16 protein-coding genes are annotated in these 20364 nt (G+C 44.0%); 11 read left to right on the plus strand and 5 right to left on the minus strand.

Going from position 1 to position 20364, the window contains the following annotated elements; all coding sequences use genetic code 11:
- Nucleotides 1-13: 13 nt before the first annotated feature.
- The 8 genes from MKY54_RS07210 (at nucleotide 14) to MKY54_RS07245 (ending at nucleotide 9420) form a co-directional block, all read left to right on the plus strand.
- Entirely contained in the window at nucleotides 14-3085 is a 3072-nt protein-coding gene (locus MKY54_RS07210) for a glycoside hydrolase family 2 TIM barrel-domain containing protein (protein ID WP_339190015.1), read from the plus strand.
- A 157-nt stretch (nucleotides 3086-3242) separates the two neighbouring features.
- Nucleotides 3243-3953 carry a lantibiotic protection ABC transporter ATP-binding protein gene (locus tag MKY54_RS07215; RefSeq protein WP_339190017.1) on the plus strand — a complete coding sequence of 237 codons (711 nt, stop codon included), beginning with the start codon at nucleotides 3243-3245 and terminating at the stop codon, nucleotides 3951-3953.
- On the plus strand, nucleotides 3950-4696 hold the full coding sequence (locus tag MKY54_RS07220; protein WP_339190019.1) for a lantibiotic immunity ABC transporter MutE/EpiE family permease subunit: 747 nt from the start codon (nucleotides 3950-3952) through the stop codon (nucleotides 4694-4696). Before MKY54_RS07215 ends, MKY54_RS07220 begins: the two co-directional genes overlap by 4 nt.
- A 2-nt stretch (nucleotides 4697-4698) precedes the next feature.
- The gene (locus tag MKY54_RS07225) at nucleotides 4699-5460 is read left to right on the plus strand and encodes a lantibiotic immunity ABC transporter MutG family permease subunit (protein ID WP_282579684.1); all 762 of its coding nucleotides are present in this window, start codon (nucleotides 4699-4701) and stop codon (nucleotides 5458-5460) included.
- Between the two features lie 15 nt (nucleotides 5461-5475).
- The gene (locus tag MKY54_RS07230) at nucleotides 5476-6135 is read left to right on the plus strand and encodes a response regulator transcription factor (RefSeq protein WP_248547965.1); all 660 of its coding nucleotides are present in this window, start codon (nucleotides 5476-5478) and stop codon (nucleotides 6133-6135) included.
- A gap of 101 nt (nucleotides 6136-6236) precedes the next feature.
- Nucleotides 6237-7499, plus strand: a complete 1263-nt coding sequence (locus MKY54_RS07235) for a HAMP domain-containing sensor histidine kinase (protein WP_339172185.1) — start codon at nucleotides 6237-6239, stop codon at nucleotides 7497-7499.
- Between the two features lie 289 nt (nucleotides 7500-7788).
- Nucleotides 7789-8562 (plus strand): SDR family NAD(P)-dependent oxidoreductase, encoded by a 774-nt coding sequence (locus MKY54_RS07240; protein WP_036675873.1) that lies wholly within the window; start codon nucleotides 7789-7791, stop codon nucleotides 8560-8562.
- Between the two features lie 498 nt (nucleotides 8563-9060).
- Entirely contained in the window at nucleotides 9061-9420 is a 360-nt protein-coding gene (locus tag MKY54_RS07245) for a hypothetical protein (protein WP_036675871.1), read from the plus strand.
- A 64-nt stretch (nucleotides 9421-9484) separates the two neighbouring features.
- Here the strand turns inward: MKY54_RS07245 and nrdF are convergent, their stop codons facing one another.
- The 5 genes from nrdF to MKY54_RS07270 form a co-directional block, all read right to left on the minus strand.
- Nucleotides 9485-10444: a class 1b ribonucleoside-diphosphate reductase subunit beta gene (gene nrdF, locus MKY54_RS07250; RefSeq protein WP_076099522.1), complete on the minus strand. Its 960-nt coding sequence runs from the start codon at nucleotides 10442-10444 to the stop codon at nucleotides 9485-9487.
- 39 nt (nucleotides 10445-10483) lie between these two features.
- On the minus strand, nucleotides 10484-12568 hold the full coding sequence (nrdE, locus tag MKY54_RS07255; RefSeq protein ID WP_036675863.1) for a class 1b ribonucleoside-diphosphate reductase subunit alpha: 2085 nt from the start codon (nucleotides 12566-12568) through the stop codon (nucleotides 10484-10486).
- On the minus strand, nucleotides 12555-12914 hold the full coding sequence (gene nrdI / locus MKY54_RS07260; protein ID WP_036675861.1) for a class Ib ribonucleoside-diphosphate reductase assembly flavoprotein NrdI: 360 nt from the start codon (nucleotides 12912-12914) through the stop codon (nucleotides 12555-12557). The genes nrdE and nrdI overlap by 14 nt, the downstream gene beginning before the upstream one ends.
- Before the next feature lie 403 nt (nucleotides 12915-13317).
- Entirely contained in the window at nucleotides 13318-14967 is a 1650-nt protein-coding gene (locus tag MKY54_RS07265; protein WP_076185377.1) for a helix-turn-helix domain-containing protein, read from the minus strand.
- A gap of 30 nt (nucleotides 14968-14997) precedes the next feature.
- Nucleotides 14998-16725 (minus strand): sensor histidine kinase, encoded by a 1728-nt coding sequence (locus MKY54_RS07270; protein WP_339190022.1) that lies wholly within the window; start codon nucleotides 16723-16725, stop codon nucleotides 14998-15000.
- A gap of 323 nt (nucleotides 16726-17048) precedes the next feature.
- Between MKY54_RS07270 and MKY54_RS07275 the strand changes: the two genes are divergently transcribed.
- The 3 genes from MKY54_RS07275 to MKY54_RS07285 all read left to right on the plus strand — a co-directional run bounded on the left by MKY54_RS07275 (nucleotide 17049) and on the right by MKY54_RS07285 (nucleotide 20285).
- A complete protein-coding gene (locus MKY54_RS07275) occupies nucleotides 17049-18392 on the plus strand; it encodes a sugar ABC transporter substrate-binding protein (RefSeq protein WP_036675860.1) in 1344 nt (447 codons plus the stop codon).
- Between the two features lie 99 nt (nucleotides 18393-18491).
- The gene (locus MKY54_RS07280) at nucleotides 18492-19430 is read left to right on the plus strand and encodes a sugar ABC transporter permease (protein WP_036675858.1); all 939 of its coding nucleotides are present in this window, start codon (nucleotides 18492-18494) and stop codon (nucleotides 19428-19430) included.
- Nucleotides 19431-19445: 15 nt separating this feature from the next.
- Nucleotides 19446-20285 (plus strand): carbohydrate ABC transporter permease, encoded by an 840-nt coding sequence (locus tag MKY54_RS07285; RefSeq protein ID WP_081383301.1) that lies wholly within the window; start codon nucleotides 19446-19448, stop codon nucleotides 20283-20285.
- Nucleotides 20286-20364: the final 79 nt, after the last annotated feature.

Below are 20364 nucleotides of genomic sequence, written 5' to 3' on the forward strand. Positions count from 1 at the left end.
GGAGGAAATATAGATGAAGCAGCAGGTTGAACGAAACCTCACTCCAAGTCTGGAATGGTTATCAGACCCTTCCATTTATGCAATAGGCAGAGTGCACGCGCATTCTGACCATCGATATTACCAAACGAAAAATGAAGCCGAAGCGCTTGGAGAAATGCCCTGGCGCCACAGCCTGAACGGCAGCTGGAAATTTAGCTATGCCCAAAATGCCATGGAACGACAGGTTCATTTTTATAAGGAGAACGTGTCTTGCAGAGGCTGGAAGGATATTAAAGTTCCCGGTCATATCCAACTTCAGGGTTATGGGCAGCCTCAGTACGTGAATACGATGTACCCATGGGACGGTCATGAGCATCTTAGACCTCCGATGATCTCTGAGGACCACAATCCTGTAGGCAGCTATGTCAAATATTTTGAAGTTCCTGCGGGCTGGGAGCAACGTCCGGTGTATATTTCTTTTCAAGGAGTTGAATCGGCTTTTTATATATGGCTAAACGGGGAATTTGTTGGCTATAGCGAAGATAGCTTTACACCGAGTGAATTTGATTTAACATCGTACTTGACGGAAGGTGAAAATAAGCTGGCGGTCGAAGTCTATCAGCGCAGCACGGGGAGTTGGTTGGAGGATCAGGACTTCTGGCGCTTTTCGGGAATCTTTCGTGAGGTGTATCTATACACCGTGCCGGATGTTCATGTGCGGGATCTCCACGTTCAAACCGATTTGGATGAAAAGTTTGAGCAAGGAACGCTGACGGCTGTCATGCAATTGATAGGTGAGTCTGCCTCAAAAGTGCTCCTTGAGCTTAAGGATAGAGCAGGTAATCTTGTGGCTAGTACTGAAAGTGAAGTTTCAGGAGATTCCCTTTCGCTTACGCTTGCGGCAACAAAGGTGCAGCTGTGGAGCGCAGAAGCTCCTAATCTGTATACCCTTTACGTCTCTGTTTACAACGCATCCGGGGATCTTGTAGAAGTGGTGCCGCAAAAAATTGGTTTTCGGAAATTCGAAATGATAGATAAGATTATGCACTTAAACGGCAAACGTATTGTATTTAAAGGCGTCAACCGACATGAGTTTAATCCGCGCTTTGGACGCAGCATTACAAAAGAAGATATGCTATGGGACATAAAAACCTTAAAGCAGGCAAACATCAACGCTGTGCGGACCTCGCACTATCCGAATATGACGCTCTGGTATGAGTTGTGTGATGAATACGGAGTCTATGTCATTGACGAGATGAATTTAGAGTCGCATGGATCATGGCAGAAAATGGGGGCAGTTGAGCCGTCTTGGAACATCCCCGGCAATAAGCCTGAATGGCAGGATATCGTAATGGATCGTGCGATTTCCATGGTAGAGAGAGACAAAAACCATCCCTCCATTCTAATTTGGTCCTGTGGGAACGAATCTTTTGCAGGAGAAGTAATTTTGAACGTAGCCAATTATTTTCGAGAGAAGGATCCTACTCGTTTGGTTCATTATGAAGGGGTGTTCCATAACCGTGAATATGATGATTCGAGCGATATGGAAAGCCGCATGTATGCGAAAGCGGCAGATATTGAAAGGTATTTAACAGAAGATCCGTTAAAGCCATATATTAGCTGTGAATACATGCATGCGATGGGTAATTCCGTCGGGGGACTGCATAAATACACAGAGCTAGAACAGAAGTATCCAATGTATCAGGGTGGATTTATCTGGGATTATATGGATCAGGTGATTATAAAAAATGATCGATACGGTAAGCCCTTCATGGCTTATGGAGGAGACTTTGATGACCGTTCAACCGATTACAACTTCTCCGGTAACGGAATTGTGTATGCGGATCGGAGATGGTCGCCAAAAATGCAGGAAGTGAAATTTCTGTATCAGAACGTCAAGCTGCTCCCGGACAGTCAGGGTTTTACAATCAGAAATGAAAACTTATTTGTGGGCTTGGATGCTTATGAATTACAATACGCTCTGAACTATGAGGGTAGGGTCATCCAGCGTGGAACTGTATTCGCTCAGGTTAATCCAGGCGAGGAAAAATATGTAGAAGTTGATCTACCCGATATCAAGAATCAGTCTGGCGAGTATAGCTTGGATGTTTCACTTGTCCTGAAGGAAGATTCATTATGGGCGAATAGCGGTTATGAAATCGCTTTTGGCCAGCATGTTTTTCAAGTGGCCAATACGTCAGCCGAGGAGTCTTTAACAGTTGCTAAAATAACATCTGTCGTGAATGATTTTCGCGTGGTTGAAGGAGATGTGAATATTGGTGTACATGGTCGTGACTTCTCCGTAATGTTCTCAAAGCAGGCGGGTACATTAATTTCTGTTAAATATTCAGGACAGGAAATGATCTCTTCACCGCCGGCACCACTCTTCTGGAGAGCAATGACAGACAATGATAAGGGGGCAGGAATGCATTTCGACTCTTCCCCTTGGTATGCAGCAAGCTTGACCCGTAGAGCGTTAAGCTTCGAGCTCGTGGAGGAGAAAGATCGTGCGACCGTGACTTACGTGTATAAGCTTAGTGTATCAGAGGAGGTACGTGTACGTGTAACTTACACAGTGTTCTCCGATGGAAGCATACAGGTGAAATCAAGCTACCATGGAGCAGCGGGTTTACCAAAGCTTCCACTCTTCGCTTTAAGCTTTAAGGTGCCAGCGGATTATCACCAGCTGAATTGGTATGCAAATGGGCCGGAAGAAAATTATATCGACCGTGCGTGTGGAGCAAGATTGTGTCGCTTCCAGAATCAAGCGGTGGATAATGTGTCGTCCTATTTGGTGCCGCAGGAATCGGGCAACCGCACAGGTGTGCGCGAAGTATCCATTAAGAACGATTATGGTCAAGGCATTATAATATCGGCACCAGCTACAGCCCCTGTTGAAGCCAATATCTCGCCTTACTCGGCAATGGAGCTGGAGAATGCGACACATCATTATGAGCTGCCGAACGTTCACTATACCGTTGTTACCATTGCTGGACGTCAAATGGGCGTAGGCGGGGATGACAGCTGGGGAGCTCCAGTTCTTGATGAATATCAAATCAATCCATCCTTAGATATGGATTTTGAATTTACAATTCGCAGAGCATGATGATAAAAATTCAACAGGCTCGGTTCAACGTTAAATTTGAACCGAGCTTTTTTTATGCTCGTTATAATCCCGTATAATTTGAGCTCAGTAAAACCTTATAAAGTCCTTAGATTTGCTATATATGATCAACGTATAGCAAATGAGAGGATGATATAGGATGGGAGAGTATATTTTACAAACTAATAATTTATGCAAGAATTTTAGAGGGCAGTGTGCGGTTAGCGATATCAGCATAACCGTAAAAACTAATTCGATTTATGGACTGTTAGGCCCAAACGGCGCAGGTAAATCGACGACTCTAAAAATGATAACAGGGATTCTTCGAGCGACGTCAGGACAAATTTTATTTGACGGTCATCCATGGACACGTAAGGATTTACTACACATTGGAGCGCTGATTGAGTCCCCGCCACTTTACGGGAATTTGACTGCTGCCCAAAATTTGAAGGTACATACGACAATATTAAACTTACCGGATTCTCGGATTCGGGAAGTTCTTGAAATTGTTGATTTAACAACAACAGGCAAAAAAAGAGCGGGACAATTCTCTATGGGCATGAAGCAACGTCTCGGGATTGCGATCGCCTTGTTAAATCAACCTAGACTCTTGATTCTGGATGAACCGACAAATGGGCTTGATCCGATTGGGATTCAGGAATTACGTGAGCTTATACGCTCATTTCCTGCACAAGGGATTACCGTCATCTTATCGAGTCATATTCTTCATGAGGTGGAGCAAATTGCCGATCATATTGGGATCATTAGTAATGGTGTTCTAGGGTATCAGAATGCAATATATCCTGGTGATGATTTGGAGGAATTGTTCATGGAAGTCGTGACTCGGAACAGACAGGAGGTAACAAGATGATCTACTATCTTTTATCCGAAAATCTTAAATTCAAACGAACATTTTCGAGAAAATTGATTGTCGTGGTGCCACTGTTTTTTCTTCTATTTTCATTTTTCACACAACAGAACCTGCAAACGGAAGACCACTATTTTATGGAAATGGTATTTAATTGGTGGCCGCTGTTATTCATGACCATAGGATCTGCTTTGTTGTCTACACTATCGAATAACAAGGATCGTAAGGCTGGAGGGTACCGTAGCTTAAGCAGTCACGGAATTAGTATCGCTAAACTTTGGCTCAGTAAAATAATTGTGGTGTCATATTATTTGCTGCTGTCTTCGCTGCTCCTTATTGCAGTAATGTACCTATCTGGTCTTTTGTTTCCTTTGGGTGCAGCACCCTTATCTGAAATTACAACAGCCGCTATTGTTGTTTGGTTGACCTCTTTGGGGATGATTCCAATCTATCTATTCTTAGCCGAACAATTTGGGGCGGTAGTATCTATTCTTGCAGGTCTGTTTGGGATGATTGTGAGTGTACTAGCAGCGGATCAACCTTCATGGATTTATGTTCCGTGGAGTTGGGCTTTAAGGTTAATGTGTCCCATTGTTGGTGTGCGTCCCAATGGTGTGGCTCTTTCAGCACAGGATGCTCTAAGAGACTCTTCGGTTATTTTACCTGGAATTGTGGTGTCGCTTGTATTCTTTTTGGTAACCCTCACCTTAACTAGCTGCTGGTTTAGTAGAAGAGAGGTGCGATAGAGATGGTGATACTCCGACTATTACAAGCTGAATGGTTGATGACTAAGCACACTGCAATTCGTTGGTTGATATTCCTTGTTCCTGTTCTATATCCGATGATGGTACTTTGGTATTTTTCACAGCGTGCGGATCAGCTTCACATCTATGATGGTTATTTTTCATTACTAGCCTTTGGGTTGCCTGTTGGGATAGGATTATTCTCTGCTTTAATGAGTGGTTTAGAGGAGGGGGCAGGGGGATTCTATAATCTATTAAGTGCTCTTTCACGTCCGAAGTGTTATATAAGAAAACTAGGGTTCATAATCTTGGCGATGATATGGATCGTATTCGGTTCAACATCAATTCTAATACTGGGCATGAAAAAAATTTTGCATATAGAGCGGATACAATATCTAATATTCTGGCAAGGAGCTTGTTGGGTAGTAGGCACTGCTCTAATCTTAATGATCTTTCATCTCATCTTAAGTTATGCTGGAGGCATGGGACTTTCTCTAACGGTGGGTAGTGCAGGTACGCTAATTGCAGCCATCGTAGGTGGAACAATTGTAGGAGATAAAGTGTGGTTATACATACCGTGGGCCTGGTCGATGCGGATGATTCAACTTCCCTTATTTTATGCACAACCCAACGGGCTCATTGAAACGGAAGTATTGAAGCTGCAACTTATTCATTCCGTACCTGCTATACTTATTAGTACAATGGTAATGGCAGTGTTAGGCTTGATATGGTTTTATTACTTTCAGGGTAGGAAATCATATGAATAAATAGGAGTGAGGTCACTGGCTAATATTTTAATAATAGATGATGAACCTGATATTTTGGCGTTAGTAAATAATATTCTCAGCAAAGATCACCATAGGGTTACGGTAAAAACAAGTGCACGACATATGCCTTTGAACGAGTACTCGACATTTGATTTAATTCTGTTGGACGTGATGATGCCAGATATCGATGGTTTTGAGCTCTGTACTCAAATCAGGGATATCGTAGACTGTCCGATTCTGTTTCTTACAGCTAAATCAATGGAAACGGATATTATGTTTGGACTTAGTGTAGGTGCAGATGACTATATCGTGAAGCCTTTTCGCGCAGGCGAGTTGAAGGCTCGGGTGAACGCTCATTTGCGGCGTGAAAATCGAGGGAAAAATCATATGTTAAGCGCATCTGGAGTGAAATTCAATCTCTCGGCAAAGGAGATTTTTGTTGATAAAGAGAAAATAAATCTCACTAAAAGTGAATATCAGATATGTGAATTTCTTGCTAGAAATAAAGGTCAGGTTTTTTCCAAAGAACAAATTTATGAATCGGTTTATGGCTATGACAGAGAAAGCGATAGCTCAACTATTACAGAACATGTGAAAAATATCCGCAATAAGCTGAGTGCGAGGGAGGTTTCACCGATTGAAACCGTTTGGGGGATAGGTTACAAATGGGTGTGAAACGAATACGGCTCCGTACAGTCTTCATTCAATATTTATTATCATTAGGTGCGTGTACTCTATTATTGGCATTTCTGTGTTTAGGGGTATTTACTCTCTTAATGCAGTATGGAATGATTGTTCCAGCAAACCATACCGAGCAATCCATTGCAAAGTCTTGGGATGTTTTGCAGCGTGCGCCACAAATTACGGAAGAAATGATCCCTTGGGGAGCGGAATATGCGGTATTGGATCAGCAAAAGAACTATATTTCAGGAAATATTCCTAAAGAACGTGCTCTAGATATATTGCAGAAGAATCTAAGCAGTTGCAATCTCATGGGTACAAACTGCAGCGATGTGATTGAGCGGGAGCATGAGGTTATCGTACTGCAATATGCGATCGTACCGCAGTTCACCTCGAATTTTCTGCATAACACGCTGCCTAATCCGCAATTAACGCTATTGCTGTTTTTTGTAGTTCTGATGTTACTGGAAGTTATTCTGATTTCTGGATTTTTCGCTCGAAGACTGAGTCAAAAAATGGCTTCCTTGCAGGAAGCTGCACATCACATTGAAGCTAAGAATTTGGATTTTACTGTCGTGTATTCTGGGGTCAGTGAAATTGATGAGGTGCTATCATCCCTGGAACAGCTGAGAGAGGAATTGAAAAAGTCGCTAGAACAGCAATGGAATCTGGAACAAATGAAAAAAGAGCAGATTTCTGCGCTTGCCCACGACATTAAGACTCCTCTTACGATTATTCAAGGAAATGCAGATTTGCTGATAGACTCAGATTTAGCAGAGAATCAGCAAGAATATATAGGGTATATTTCCAAAAATGCAGATCAAATCGAACAATACATGGCAACACTCATTGAGATTTCTAATACAAGAAAACAAATTTCTCCCCGCTCTAAATGGGTTGCAACGGATGCCTTTATCCAGCAAATTCGTATGCAGTTAGATGCGTTGGTTGTCCCTAAGCGTCTTCAGATAGAATTTCACCAGGACAATAATCTGCCCCCTGAGGTGTTGATTGACGATGAGCTACTTCATCGGGCTATGATGAATGTACTCGCTAATGCGGTAGAGTATTCCCCCTATGAGAGTGTGATTTATTTGCAGGTTGAGGCAAAACAAGATCGGTGGAGTATAACGGTAACAGACAGTGGATCAGGATTTACAAGTGAGGGACTCCAATCAGCAGTTAAGCAGTTTTATCAAGGGGACAGTAGCCGTACCTCCAAAAGTCACTATGGATTGGGACTTTACATTGCCGACACCATTGTCAGGCAGCATCAGGGTAGTCTGCATATTAGCAATTCTCCCCTGACGAGTGGAGGTCAAGTTCGAATCGACGTCCCAGTTCGTGGAGTTAGGTAGAGGTTTATTACACCTCTTAGAATAACATTGGATAAAACTTCTGGTTTATCTGATGAAATTCTAAGGGGTGTATTTTTTATGACGATCAAAACCAAATTCTCAATTGTTGGAAAAGTAGATTAAAATATTGATTGCTATATACAATTAAATACAATAAAGTTGTCATATAGAGGATAATTTTGTCGATTTTTCTGCAAAAATGTTCCAATCCACATTGTATCAGGTGACATTAGGGTCTATGAGGTTCAAATCCTCTTCCTGAAAAAGACATAAGAAAGTGGTGCGCATAATGAGTAGCAACAGATTTGAAAACAAAGTAGTTATTATTACGGGTGCTGGTACCGGAATCGGAAAAGCTACAGCATTGAGAGTAGCAAGAGAGGGTGGTACTGTAGTAGTTGCCAATCGATCAGATGCTGGCGCTAACACAGTCGAAGAAATCAAAGCTTTAGGTGGAGAAGCGCTGTTTGTGCGGTCAGACGTTTCAGTTGAAGCAGACTGCAAAAATATCGTAGATCAAACCTTAGCAGCTTATGGAAAGATTGATTGCCTTTATAATAACTCAGCAATTACAGGAGATAATGCGGATGTTACAGAATATGATCCGATATTGTTTCAAAAGGTGATTCAGACAAATCTTAATGGCCAATTCTACATGTTGCATTATGCATTACCACATATGAAATCCGGTGCTTCCGTTCTAAACTGTTCCTCCTTGCATGGTATTTTTATTGGGATGGCAAATGATGCAGCTTATTCAGCAAGTAAACACGCCATTGTGGGCATGACTAAATCGGTTGCTAAAGAAGTGGGTCACCGTAATATCAGAGTAAATGCTATTTGCCCTGGTCCTATTCCTACACCAACCATGAACAGATACGAAAAGCTGTTGTCTGATGATGTAGAGATGCTTCAATCTCTTATCGCTTCTGGAACGGCTTTGGGCAGATATGGTACGCCTGAGGAAGTAGCTGCTTTTGCATGTTTCCTTCTAAGTGATGAGGCTTCATTTATTACAGGTACAGCACATGTGATTGACGGGGGCTACTCCGCAACTAAGTAATTAGACGGATTAATTTACTTATATAAGCATTTAGTATTGAAGGCTTTGCGGCGTATTCCTGTTCGAAAATCCTATAGGATGAATGGACTGGAGTTGGAAGGCGCACGCAGAGCCTTTTTTAGTTGTTTCTAAACGATAACGGAATTACACAAGTGTGAATGAAATTAAGGCAAATATAACCATGGATATGTTGGAATTTGTAGAAATTTGTATTTTAATATAAATAAAAAAAGAAATTTGTCGATAATAATATAGGTAATAGGTATGAGTTAAAATATATTAGAAAGGATGTTGCAATAAAACGATACAGGAAATAGATGTCATTAACTATTGATTGTAACGATATGGCATCATTTAAACAAGGCAGTTTGTTCCAAACCCAGTTGCCAAAAGTAGAAGTTACTGAAAAGCCTGGGCAGAAATTTTTTGTCTGTTGGAGTTACATACATTACTTTCTATTATTAAAAAATAACTATTAAAACTTGGAGGAATACAATTATGTCATACACAATTAAATACAACAAAAGTGAAAACCACATCGATGTAGTATCTATCGATTTTTCTGCTGAGGATGTTCCAGGATACTTGAAAGATTTTGAGAATATCATGAAGCTTGTTAGTCCTAAATTTACAGGTACAACTGATGTAACTGAATCTGCAAGTGTACTTTCCCCTGAAGTTGCAGCAATGTTGGCTCCAACAGGTGAGATGGCGAAAGCAGCTGGCCAAGCAGGATGGGCTTATGTAACTAAAAACCCAATTTGGAAAATGCAATTGAAACGTATTTTTGGCAGAGATTTTGCTGATGCTTACGATACCTATGAAGAAGCTAGAACAGTACTGAAAAAATTGCAATAATCTAATAAATAGAGTTAGCAAAAAGTGCGGAGAGCTTTCTCCGCACTTTTTGTTTTATCTATATTTAAAATTGAAAATCTTCATCCTTCAGTGGCTCCACATTAAGCGCCCGGACATATCCGTTGCCTTTCTTCGAGAAGAAGTCATGCTGCTTGGTGTGGGTGCTGATCCCGTTCTGAACAATCGGGTTGATCTCTTCCTCGTCGAATAGCGGATCATGGCCCAGATTCATCATCGCTTTATTGGCATTGTATCTTAGGAAAGTCTTAACCTCGTCCACCAATCCGATAGGGGCATAGATCTGCTCGGTATAACGCTCTTCATTCTCATGCAGCAGTCGAAGCAATTCTACCAGCGTATGGTGAAGTTCGCGTTGCTCGTCTTCTGGGAGCCCGTCAAAGATCTCCTGTGCCAGCACGCCGACATATACCCCATGGATGCTCTCATCCCGTAGAATAAGGTCGATGATCTCACCGCTGCAAGTCATTTTGCCCTGCCCAGCCAGATATAGGGGATAGAAGAAACCACTGTAGAACAAGTAGCTCTCGAGCAGCACGGAGGCTGCCATGGCGAGGTACAGGTCTTTTGGTGAGTCTATGTTTTTGTAATATTGTGAGATGGTCTCCGCTTTGAACTGGAGGAAGGGGTTCTCTTCTACCCAGCGGAATACACTGTCGATCTCCTCTGTAGAGGACAAAGTGGTGAAAATACTGCTGTACGATTTGGCGTGAATTTGTTCCATCATACCCATGAAGCCCAGTACGGCTTTACGTTGAAGGCCTTCGACATGCTCCATAATCTGTGGCATTCCGACTCCGCCTTGAATCGTATCCAGCAGTGTCAGACCGCCCAGCACCTTCATATAGGAGTCCTTTTCTTGCTCACTGAGCGTGAGCCAGGACATTTTATCATCGGATAATGGAATTTCATCGTCCGTCCAGAATTGCATAATGTTCTGATTCCAGAACATCAATGAGAAATCGTCGTCGGGACGGTTCCAGTTAACGGCTTGGATAGCGGTCATAATATTGCAATCTCCTTTTCTGCGGCTATAGCCTTCCTTTTAGATCGAGCAGGTGAGGCATTCCTCGACGGACAGCTTTTTGGTCCGTGTGTAATACAGCGACTTCAAGCCTTTATGCGCCGCATACAGGTAGGAGCGGGCCAGTTCTCTGGTGGAAACATCACTGTTAACATGCAGAACGGTCGAGATACCCTGGTCGATATGGGGCTGAATTTCCGCGATCAGATCGATTACCTTGAACTGGTCCATCTGGTAAGCCGATTTATAGAAAAACACATTGTCCGGCCGCAGGTACGGCATCGGATAATAAGTAGTTGAATTAGCATAAGTCCGAGTCTCAATCTGCTCAACAATCGGCATAACGCTTGAAGTGGCGTTTTGGATATAGGAAATGCTGGCCGTTGGCGCAATCGCCAAACGGTAAGCATGGTATAGGCCATTTGCTTTTACCGCATCCCGCAATTGTTCCCAGTCTGCTGGGGATGGGATATAAATATCTCCGAATAACTCTTGTACCCTTGGGGTAACCGGGCGGTAATCAGTAGTCAGGTAACGCTCGAAATAAGCTCCCGTAGCATAATCAGAAGCCTCAAATCCATGGAAAGATCGGCCCGTTGCGGCAGCGATTTCCATGCTTTTCTCTAGCGAGTGGAAATTCATAGTCATAAAGAAGGTCCGGGCAAAATCGCGGGCCTGCTCGCTTTCATAAGCAATGTTGTTCTTAGCCAGATAGCCGTGCAGATTCATGACGCCAAGACCGACAGAGTGCATTTCCTTGTTTGCTTTGGCTACGCCTGGGGCATTGGAAATACTGGTCATATCGCTAACAGCGGTCAGGGCGATCATGCCCTCATGTACGGATTCACGGATTTTGCCATGTTCCATCACGTTAACAATGTTCAAGGAAGCCAGATTGCAGCTTACATCGCGGCGGATTGTACTCTCCTGTCCGTAGTCGGCAATCTCTGAGGTCTCCTGCAGCTGAAAGATTTCAGTACAAAGGTTGGACATTTTGATCTGACCGACGTTTTTCAGGGCATGGGCCGCATTGGCATTGCTCTTGTTCATGATATATGGATAGCCAGATTCCAGCTGGATCATGGCAATTTTGGTCAGCATATCCCGTGCGCTCATAGCTTTCTTCTTTTTGACACGTGGATCGGCCAGCAGCTTATCATACATGTCATCCAGATCCATATCGTCGAGATGCGTGCCGTAGGCTTTGTACACACTGTAAGGAGCAAATACATGCAGCGCTTCATTGTCCTTCGCCAGCTTATAGAAGCGGTTTGGAATAATCAGGCCGATGGACAGGGTTTTGAGTCTTGTTTTTTCGTCGGCGTTGATCTTCTTGCTGTCGAGGAATTCCAGAACGTCCCAGCCAAAAATGTTGTAATAGGCTGCTCCTGATCCTTTACGTTGACCCATCTGATCTGCATAGGAGAAGCCGTCTTCCATCAGCTTGAGTACAGGTATAATTCCCTTCGCAGCATCCTCAACACCCTTGATAGTTTCACCACGGGAGCGTAGCTTGGATAGGTTAACGGCCACACCGCCACCGATCTTCGACAACTGCATGCAGGTATTCAGCACATAGTTGATGGAATTGAGCGAGTCGTCCATTTCGATTAGGAAGCAGGAGACGAGCTCACCACGCCGGCTCTTACCGGCATTTAAGAAGGTTGGTGTCGCAGGTTGCAGGCGCTGTTCCATCATCGAACGGGCAAGTACCCCCGCAGTATCGGCGTTGCCGCGTCCCAGGTGAAGGGCGACTGCCGCCACACGGTCCGGGTAATGCTCCAGATATTGTTTGCGGTCATTGGTTTTTACAGCGTAATCCGTGTAGAATTTCGAAGCTGCCATATAAGATGGAAAACTGAAGTTGTAGGCATGGGTAATCTGGTAGACTTCTTCAATTTCCGCCGTGCTGTACTGTTCGTAAAAATTCTCGTAGAAATCCTGTTCAATCATATAATCAACCTTGGCTTTTGTATTCGCAAAAACCAGACTCCGCCGCTCTACATCCCGCATAAATTCGGCTACTGCCTCAAGATCTTTGTCTAGCTGAAAGAAGCCACTTTCGTCTCTCTTCATCAACATGTTGTTTAATTCAATATGCCGCAACCCGGCTCACCTCCTGTTTAATCCGTTCTACATCGCCAAATGTACCTGATAACTCAAATTTACCGATAACGGGCACGTTATACCGATCTGCAATCAAGTCCGCGCTGTGCGCGAACAGCTCGCCCCAGTTCTTATTGCCGCTGGCGGCGATGCCTTTCAGATTGGCATTATTGTTCTTCAAGAAAGTAGACACCTTTTCTGGAATCTGTCCAAAGCCGGTGGTATATGTAATAAGCACATAGGGCTCATCAATCGTCATATGCTCCTCAATCTGCACAGCCGGCAACTTAAGTTTGCTGATGAAGCGTCTGACATTTCCTGTTTTTGAATCATACGCGACTAGCATGGTGTCTGTCCCCCTGTAAATATTAAAAACTATTGAAAATAGTATGAAAACTGAATGGATAAGCTATAAATTCTGAAAAATCGTATCTATACTATATTTAGTGTGCGTTGTTTATTTTAATTACTATATGTTGAAAAGTCAATATGGGAACAGCAGTCTTAATAGCTGAGAAAGTGTCTCGTAAGCGGTTTTTTGGTAGACTTTTAGGGCAGAAAGACCGGAGTATTAGCATTTTGCTAGTTTAAAAATAAAAATAAAAAAATTGCAGGAATAAGGGTGATACTTAGGGATGCTGCTGAGGGTGATAGCAAGCCAATAAATCTGCAAGGAACAGAGCCTGCTCCTTGCAGATTTATTGGCTTTATTTTTGCGAAGTGGGATTATTCTTAATAATCTCTTGATCTCAAGAACGGTTGTTCACTCCGAGGCTTCGGTCAGATGGTGAATCTGCTTTAAGTTGCTGCATGTATTCCCTGGGGGAAATTCCGGTTACCTTTTTGAAAACTTTACTGAAATAGAAGGCACTCTCATATCCCAGCTTCTGTGAGATTTCGTAGATGCGACCTTCCCCACGTGCCATCATTTCTTTGGCTGTCGTGATTTTGATCTCCGTGATATATTCCACATAGTTGACCTTGGCAACCTTGGAGAAAAGGTGGCTTAGATAGTTGGGACTGAAATTGAAGACATCAGCCACTTGATTGAGCGAGAGCTTAGTTCCGAGATTTCGTTTAATATACTCTTGGACATTTTTGACGAGCTGCTCCTTGTAGCTTTGTCTGCGGGTAGAGAGGATGTCTGAGCAACCGTCCCGGAACTGGATCAGCCAGCCAGCGATCTCTTCAATCGTATGCATCTGGTAGATAGCCCGGTAGCCCTCCGGTTCATTTTCGAAAATTTGTTCCACAATGTTCTCACCGTCTGCGAGCAGTGAAGTGGCCATGTACAGAATGTTGCAGGCGGCATCAGTGGCGGGAACCAGCAGGTCGGCCCGGCCGTCGAAGATTTCGATCATTTTGGAGATAATGGCGTATAAAGCTTGGGTATCCATTTCTTCAAAAGCACGGCGGATCTCTGTACGCAATTCGGAGAAATCAAACAACAGATGATCCTGCTCCAGCGACTCTCCTTCGGCAAAAAACACAAACGACTGTGCTTTAACCGCAGCAGGAAGCGCTTTTCGCGCAGCGAGGTAGCTTTCCCGCAGCAAATAAGGATCCTCGACCGCAAAGCCGATCGCGCCGATGATCCTTACATTGAAGTAGTTATGGAGTATGGAGGCCATATGGGTCAATAGCATTTCAATCTCAGGCATCCATTGCCGTGAATCCGTCCCGTTGACGGGCAGGGTTACAGCAAAATTGCGCAAGTCCAGACTGCTCACATAACAAGGTCTTATGGAAGTAAGCGTATCTTTGGCCATTTGGACGGTACTTGAACACAGAGCAACCATTTTATCGCCGCGGGGCGGGACACTGTCTGGCCCCAAAATACGGCAAGTGCAGACTAGATAAGCAGGTTCCTTGAGCTCAAGGTTTAAATCATCTCTCTGCAAAAGGTACTGGTTTTTATTTGCGAATAAGTTATTGAACAGGCGGATGAAAAATTTATCGCGTTGAGCTTGTAGATTGCCTCTATGAGCAAGCATGGGATAGCTGTCTAGGGTTTGAAAAGCCTCCAACTGGGAAATTGCTTTCCGAATGGAGGCATCAAGTGCCTCTGGTGTCAGTTCTAGCTTCACTAGATAATCTGTGGCTTGCACTTCAATCGCTCCACGCGCGTATTCGAATTCCTCGTAGCTTGTTAAGATGATGAACAGCGGAAGCCGGCCGTGTTTTTTGCGTACCGCATTGGCAACTTCTAAGCCGCTTTTAATTGGCATTTTTATATCGCTGATTACGATGTCAGGACGAAGGGTGTCAATCATTTCTTCCTCTTGAGCCCCGTTGTGTGCAATGCCGACAATTTCTATATTATATTGCTCCCACTTCAGCATGGACTGCAAGCCGATACAGACCAGCGCCTCGTCATCAGCAATTAACAACTTGATCAATTCCATCACATCCTTGCTTGATATGCTACTCTATTCCTTTTGCAGGAACGGCAGAAGAATCTTCATCCGGGTATATTGGCCCGACTCACTCTCAATCGAAAGACCGTAATTATCCCCAAATGCCAGGCGCAAACGTTCATTTACGCTGCGGAGTCCAATATTCTCGGGCATTTCTTTGCTTCCATTACCTGGATTCGACAGAATCGTGGAGATTTCTTCTTCCTTCATCCCTATACCGTTGTCTTCAATCGTAACTAGAATATCGGCGAATCCACTTTTGGCCACCTTAATGAGAATTTCTCCTCTGCCTTTGGGCTCAATGCCATGGAAGATGGCGTTCTCGACCAGGGGCTGGAGCGTGAATCGTGGAATTAGGCCGGTTAGCAGTTCCTCGTTGTCAATCTCCTTTACCATAGAGACCGTACTGCCATAGCGATATTTCTGAATTAGAAAATAATCATCCAGCAGGCTCAGCTCATCTTTCAACGGCATTAGTCTACGGTTGTCTTTGGCGATGCTGCGCAGCAGTCTGGATAGTGAAGTGGTCATTTCCGCGATGCCGGTAGCATTCTGAATTGTAGCCATCCATTTGATCGAATTCAGTGTGTTGTACAGGAAATGGGGATTGATCTGACTCTGCAGCATCCGGTATTCCAGCTCCTGCTTCTGTTTCTCGTCAGCGAGCCGGCTGTCCATAAGCGCTACGATATCTTGGGACAGGCGGTTAATGCCCCGGCCGACATCGCCAAGCTCGCTGTTCCATTCGATATTGCGGTCCAGCAGGAAATTGCCCTGGGCGATCTTATCAATCCGCTTCTTCAGTTTTTCCACCGGAAGACTGATGGTACGGGTCAGATACAGCGTAATGATAGCGCTTAAGACAATAACCAGGAGACAGACGCCGAGCATAACCAGAATCCATATATTTGTCTTGGGAGCGAACAGGTCATTAGATAAAGTCTGTGACAGAATGACTCCGCTGCGTACGGGATAAGATACCACGATATGGCTCTCTTTCTCGTCCTCGAGCTTGACCATGGACAGCTCAGTTTGCGGACCGACAGGTTTATCATTGGTATAGGCCACCGGTTCATACGGCTCTGTAATGGCGATGACCTGATCGCCGATGAGCTGATAATGATGATTGCCGAGCGTCAGCAGCAGCCGGGAATTCTTCGGCAGGGAGTACCCTTTCAGCTTGTCGGTAATAACAGTGGTATTCGCTAACAGGTACACTGTTCCAACGCGGGAAGCTCCTTTGCCGTAAATAGGAAAAACAAAAGGAATTCCGTTCGTGTTGGAGAGCGGGTCCTTGATCACCCGGTCCCATTTCTCCTCGGCATCGTTGCTAAGGCCGGTAATTTGACCGATATTGTGTATGGTAAGCGGAACAGAGGTGCCGGTTTTATCCACCTGCAGAAACTTTCCGTTGCTGTCCGTAACAATCAGACGGCGGGCATAGCTGTTGGAGCGGTTGTTCAGGAAGTCCTGCTGCATCGAGTTGAATACATTAACTGCTTCCTTAGAGCTAGCCTTAGGTGAGCTGAAGTAGTCTGTGATCAGGGTATTAGTAGAAGAGTTAGTGCTGCAGGTCATCGCCAGCGATGACAGATCAATTAAATCCTGTTCAATAATATGGGATACCAGCTGCAGATTGAATTCGGTCGCCTGGATGGTTGTTTTACGCTGATAATAAGTAATTAATTCATAGCTAAAAAAAGACAACAGCGACGCTATCAGCAGTGCGAATACGGCCATGAGCAGAATAATGCGACTTTTAATGGTGGATTTTCTTACCGTATTTAACACTCCTCTACAAAATGTGAAAACATATAAAGCGTTTTCATATACCATAGCATATTCCTGCGTTCCGATACAGGGGGAGGTACATAAGCTGAATATTTTACATGTTTTAGATAGAAAATTACAGGTTTGAACCGGAGCAGGGAAGAAGAACACAGAAAAGTGAATGAACTTTGTTTGATAATGCATGCCATTCTTGCGAAAAAAGCTATAAACTTTGAACTAAGCTCAGAAGAGCCGATCGTAGTTACACAATCAGAAGAAAAGGGGATATTTAAATGAAACTGAAAAGATTCTATGGCATAACCCTCGCCACAGTATTCTCCATGAGTCTGTTGGCTGGATGTTCTGGTAATAACAACAACGAAGGTGCTGCTGCAACGACAGCTCCAGCAACGGGGAATTCTGCAAACGCTTCCGCTGAACCGAGCCAGGAGCCTGTGACTTTGAAATGGGCCTTGTGGGATTGGGAAGCTACCGCTTACTACAAGCCGCTAATCGATGCCTATAAAGCTGAGCATCCGAATGTAACGATCGAATATGTCGATCTGGGGTCGACGGACTATATGACCATGTTAAGCACACAACTATCCGGTGGCGCAGATCTGGACGTACTTACAATTAAAGATATTCCGGGCTACTCGAACCTTGTGAAACAGAATCACCTGGAGCCGCTTAAAAGCTTTATGAGTGGCAACGCTATTGATCCTTCGGTATATGGAGGTACTGTAGAACAAATCGAAGTGAACGATGAGGTGTATGCGCTTCCTTTCCGCAGCGATTTCTGGATTCTCTACTACAATAAAGATTTGTTCGACAAAGCAGGAGTGGAATATCCAAGCAATGATATGACATTCGAGCAATATGATGAGTTGGCCAGAAAAATGACTTCCGGCAGCGGTTCTGAAAAAGTGTACGGAGCTCACTACCATACTTGGCGTAGTGCGGTTCAACTGTTCGGTATTCTGGACGGCAAGAACACTGTTGTTGACGGAAACTACGATTTCTTGAAACCAACCTATGAGCGGATCCTGAAAGAACAGGAAGACGGCATCGTAATGGATTACGCCACACTGAAGACTTCAAGTACGCACTATTCTGGCGTATTCTACAATAATTCCGTTGCTACTATGAACATGGGCAGCTGGTTTATCGCTACACAAATTGAGAAAGTGAAGAGTGGCGAGTCCCAATCGGCTAACTGGGGCATTGCGAAATACCCTCATCCGGATGGTGTGGAAGCCGGTACAACCCTGGGTACAATTACTTCCCTAGCTGTAAATCAGAAATCCAAACATAAAGAAGCAGCACTTGATTTCATGAAATTCGTGACTGGTGAAGAAGGCGCTAAAGTCATTGCTTCCACCGGAACCATTCCAGCGATTAAGAATGATGAAGTTATCAATTCCATTACTTCCATCGAGGGCTTCCCTACGGATGAGAACAGCAAAGCGGCACTGACTACTGTTAAGACTTATCTGGAAATGCCTATGCATGAAAAGAGCGCAGACATCGAAGTTATTTTGAATGAAGCGCATGACAATATTATGACTAAAAATGCTTCGATTGACGAAGGTTTGGATGATATGAATGCTCGCGTACAGCAGCTCTTGAATAATTAACCTTAAGAGAGCCGGTTCTAAGGGCGGGTGAAAGCCCGCCTTTTATATTAAAAAGTATAGATTTGTGGGGAAAGTTTTAGAAGGTTTGGAGGAGAAAGAATGCAGAACGAAACCATATTGGGTACAAAAAAGATCCCTAAACGTCATTTGTCAAAAGGTGTCCGGGAAAACCTGGTAGCTTACAGCTTCATTGCGCCGAACTTTATCGGATTTGCCCTGTTTACACTGGTACCTATGTTTTTTGCCTTTATCCTTGCTTTTGTGAAATGGGACGGGGCCAATCCAATGAAGTTTATCGGGCTGGACAATTTCACCCGGTTGATCAGAGATACAACATTTCACAAAGCATTATGGAATACCATTGTTTACACTATTGGCGTAGTACCGTTCACCATGATTGTCGCGCTGGCGCTGGCGATTCTGCTTAATCAGAAGATAATGGCCCGCAATTTCATGAGAACCGTATTCTTTTTCCCTTATGTAGCATCCCTGGTAGCCGTTGCTGCCGTATGGAACTTTATCTTCAGTCCTACGATGGGTCCGATCAACAATATCCTGCATACCCTTACCGGTATCCCGCTGGAGGATCTTCCCCGCTGGGCAGCGGATAAACACTGGGCGATGTTCACAGTAATACTGTTTACAGTGTGGAAAAACATGGGTTATTACATGGTTATTTACTTGGCAGGTCTTCAGGGCATCAACCCTGAATTGTATGAGGCTGCTGAACTTGATGGTGCGGGCGCGTGGAGAAGATTCCGCAATGTGACGGTCCCTCAACTGGCGCCTACCTCTTTCTTTGTTCTGATGATTCTAGTCATCAATTCGTTCAAAGTCTACGATATCTTTATCAACCTATTTGCCGGCGCCGATAACCAGTTGAATGATTCTACAAGGGTTATGGTGTATCAAATCTACAATACGGCGTTCCGCTCGCTTGATTACGGATATGCCAGCGCCATGGCCATTGTATTGTTTCTGCTGGTACTTGGCATCACCATCGTCCAGTTCCGCGGCGAGAAGAAATACGGACAATAGGAGGATTCAAAAGATATGGTTGGTAAAAGTAAAGGACTTCGAATCAGCATTATGGTTCTTGTGTATATTTTGTTGTTTGCGACAGTACTGGCGATGCTGGTTCCGTATATATGGATGTTGTCTTCTTCACTCAAGATGAACAAAGATGTCTTTTCCTTCCCAATGCAGTGGATTCCACAGAATCCGCGCTGGGAGAATTTCGCGGATATCTGGACACGCATTCCGCTGGGCCGTTTTATTTACAATACGGCGAAATTATCGATTATCGTAACGATTCTACAACTACTGACTTCTAGCTTTGCTGCGTACGCGTTCTCCAAACTGCATTTCCGGGGAAAAAACATTCTATTCCTTGGATATATTGCAACGATTGCGATCCCTTGGCAGGCTTACATGGTGCCGCAATTTATCCTGATGCGTTACATGGGACTTAACAACACGCATTTGGCAATCATACTGCTGCAGGCATTCTCGGCATTTGGAGTATTTCTGATGCGCCAGTTCTATCAAGGTGTTCCGGATGAATTATGCGAGGCTGCCCGTATTGACGGCTTGAGCGAATATGGAATTTGGGCGCGAATCATGCTGCCGTTGTCCAAGCCAGCATTGTCTACATTGACGATCTTCACCTTTGTCGCTACCTGGAATGACTTCCTAGGGCCAATGATTTATCTGACAGATACGAAACTCAAGACTATCCAAATCGGACTAAGAATGTTCATCTCGCAATATTCCGCCGAATATGGCCTGATTATGGCCGCGAGTGTGGTGTCCATTATTCCGGTTGTAATTGTTTTCCTGGCTCTGCAAAAGTACTTTGTACAAGGTGTTGCAGCATCGGGCATTAAGGGCTAGAACCGTATTTGACCTGGCAGTTGCATGCTTCATAGGCTGCCAGGTTTTTTTATAAGTCAAAGGGGTCTGTATAACTCTA

Origin of the sequence: Paenibacillus sp. FSL P2-0121, assembly GCF_037975345.1 — a bacterium.
Classification (GTDB): Bacteria; Bacillota; Bacilli; order Paenibacillales; family Paenibacillaceae; genus Paenibacillus_AQ; species Paenibacillus_AQ odorifer.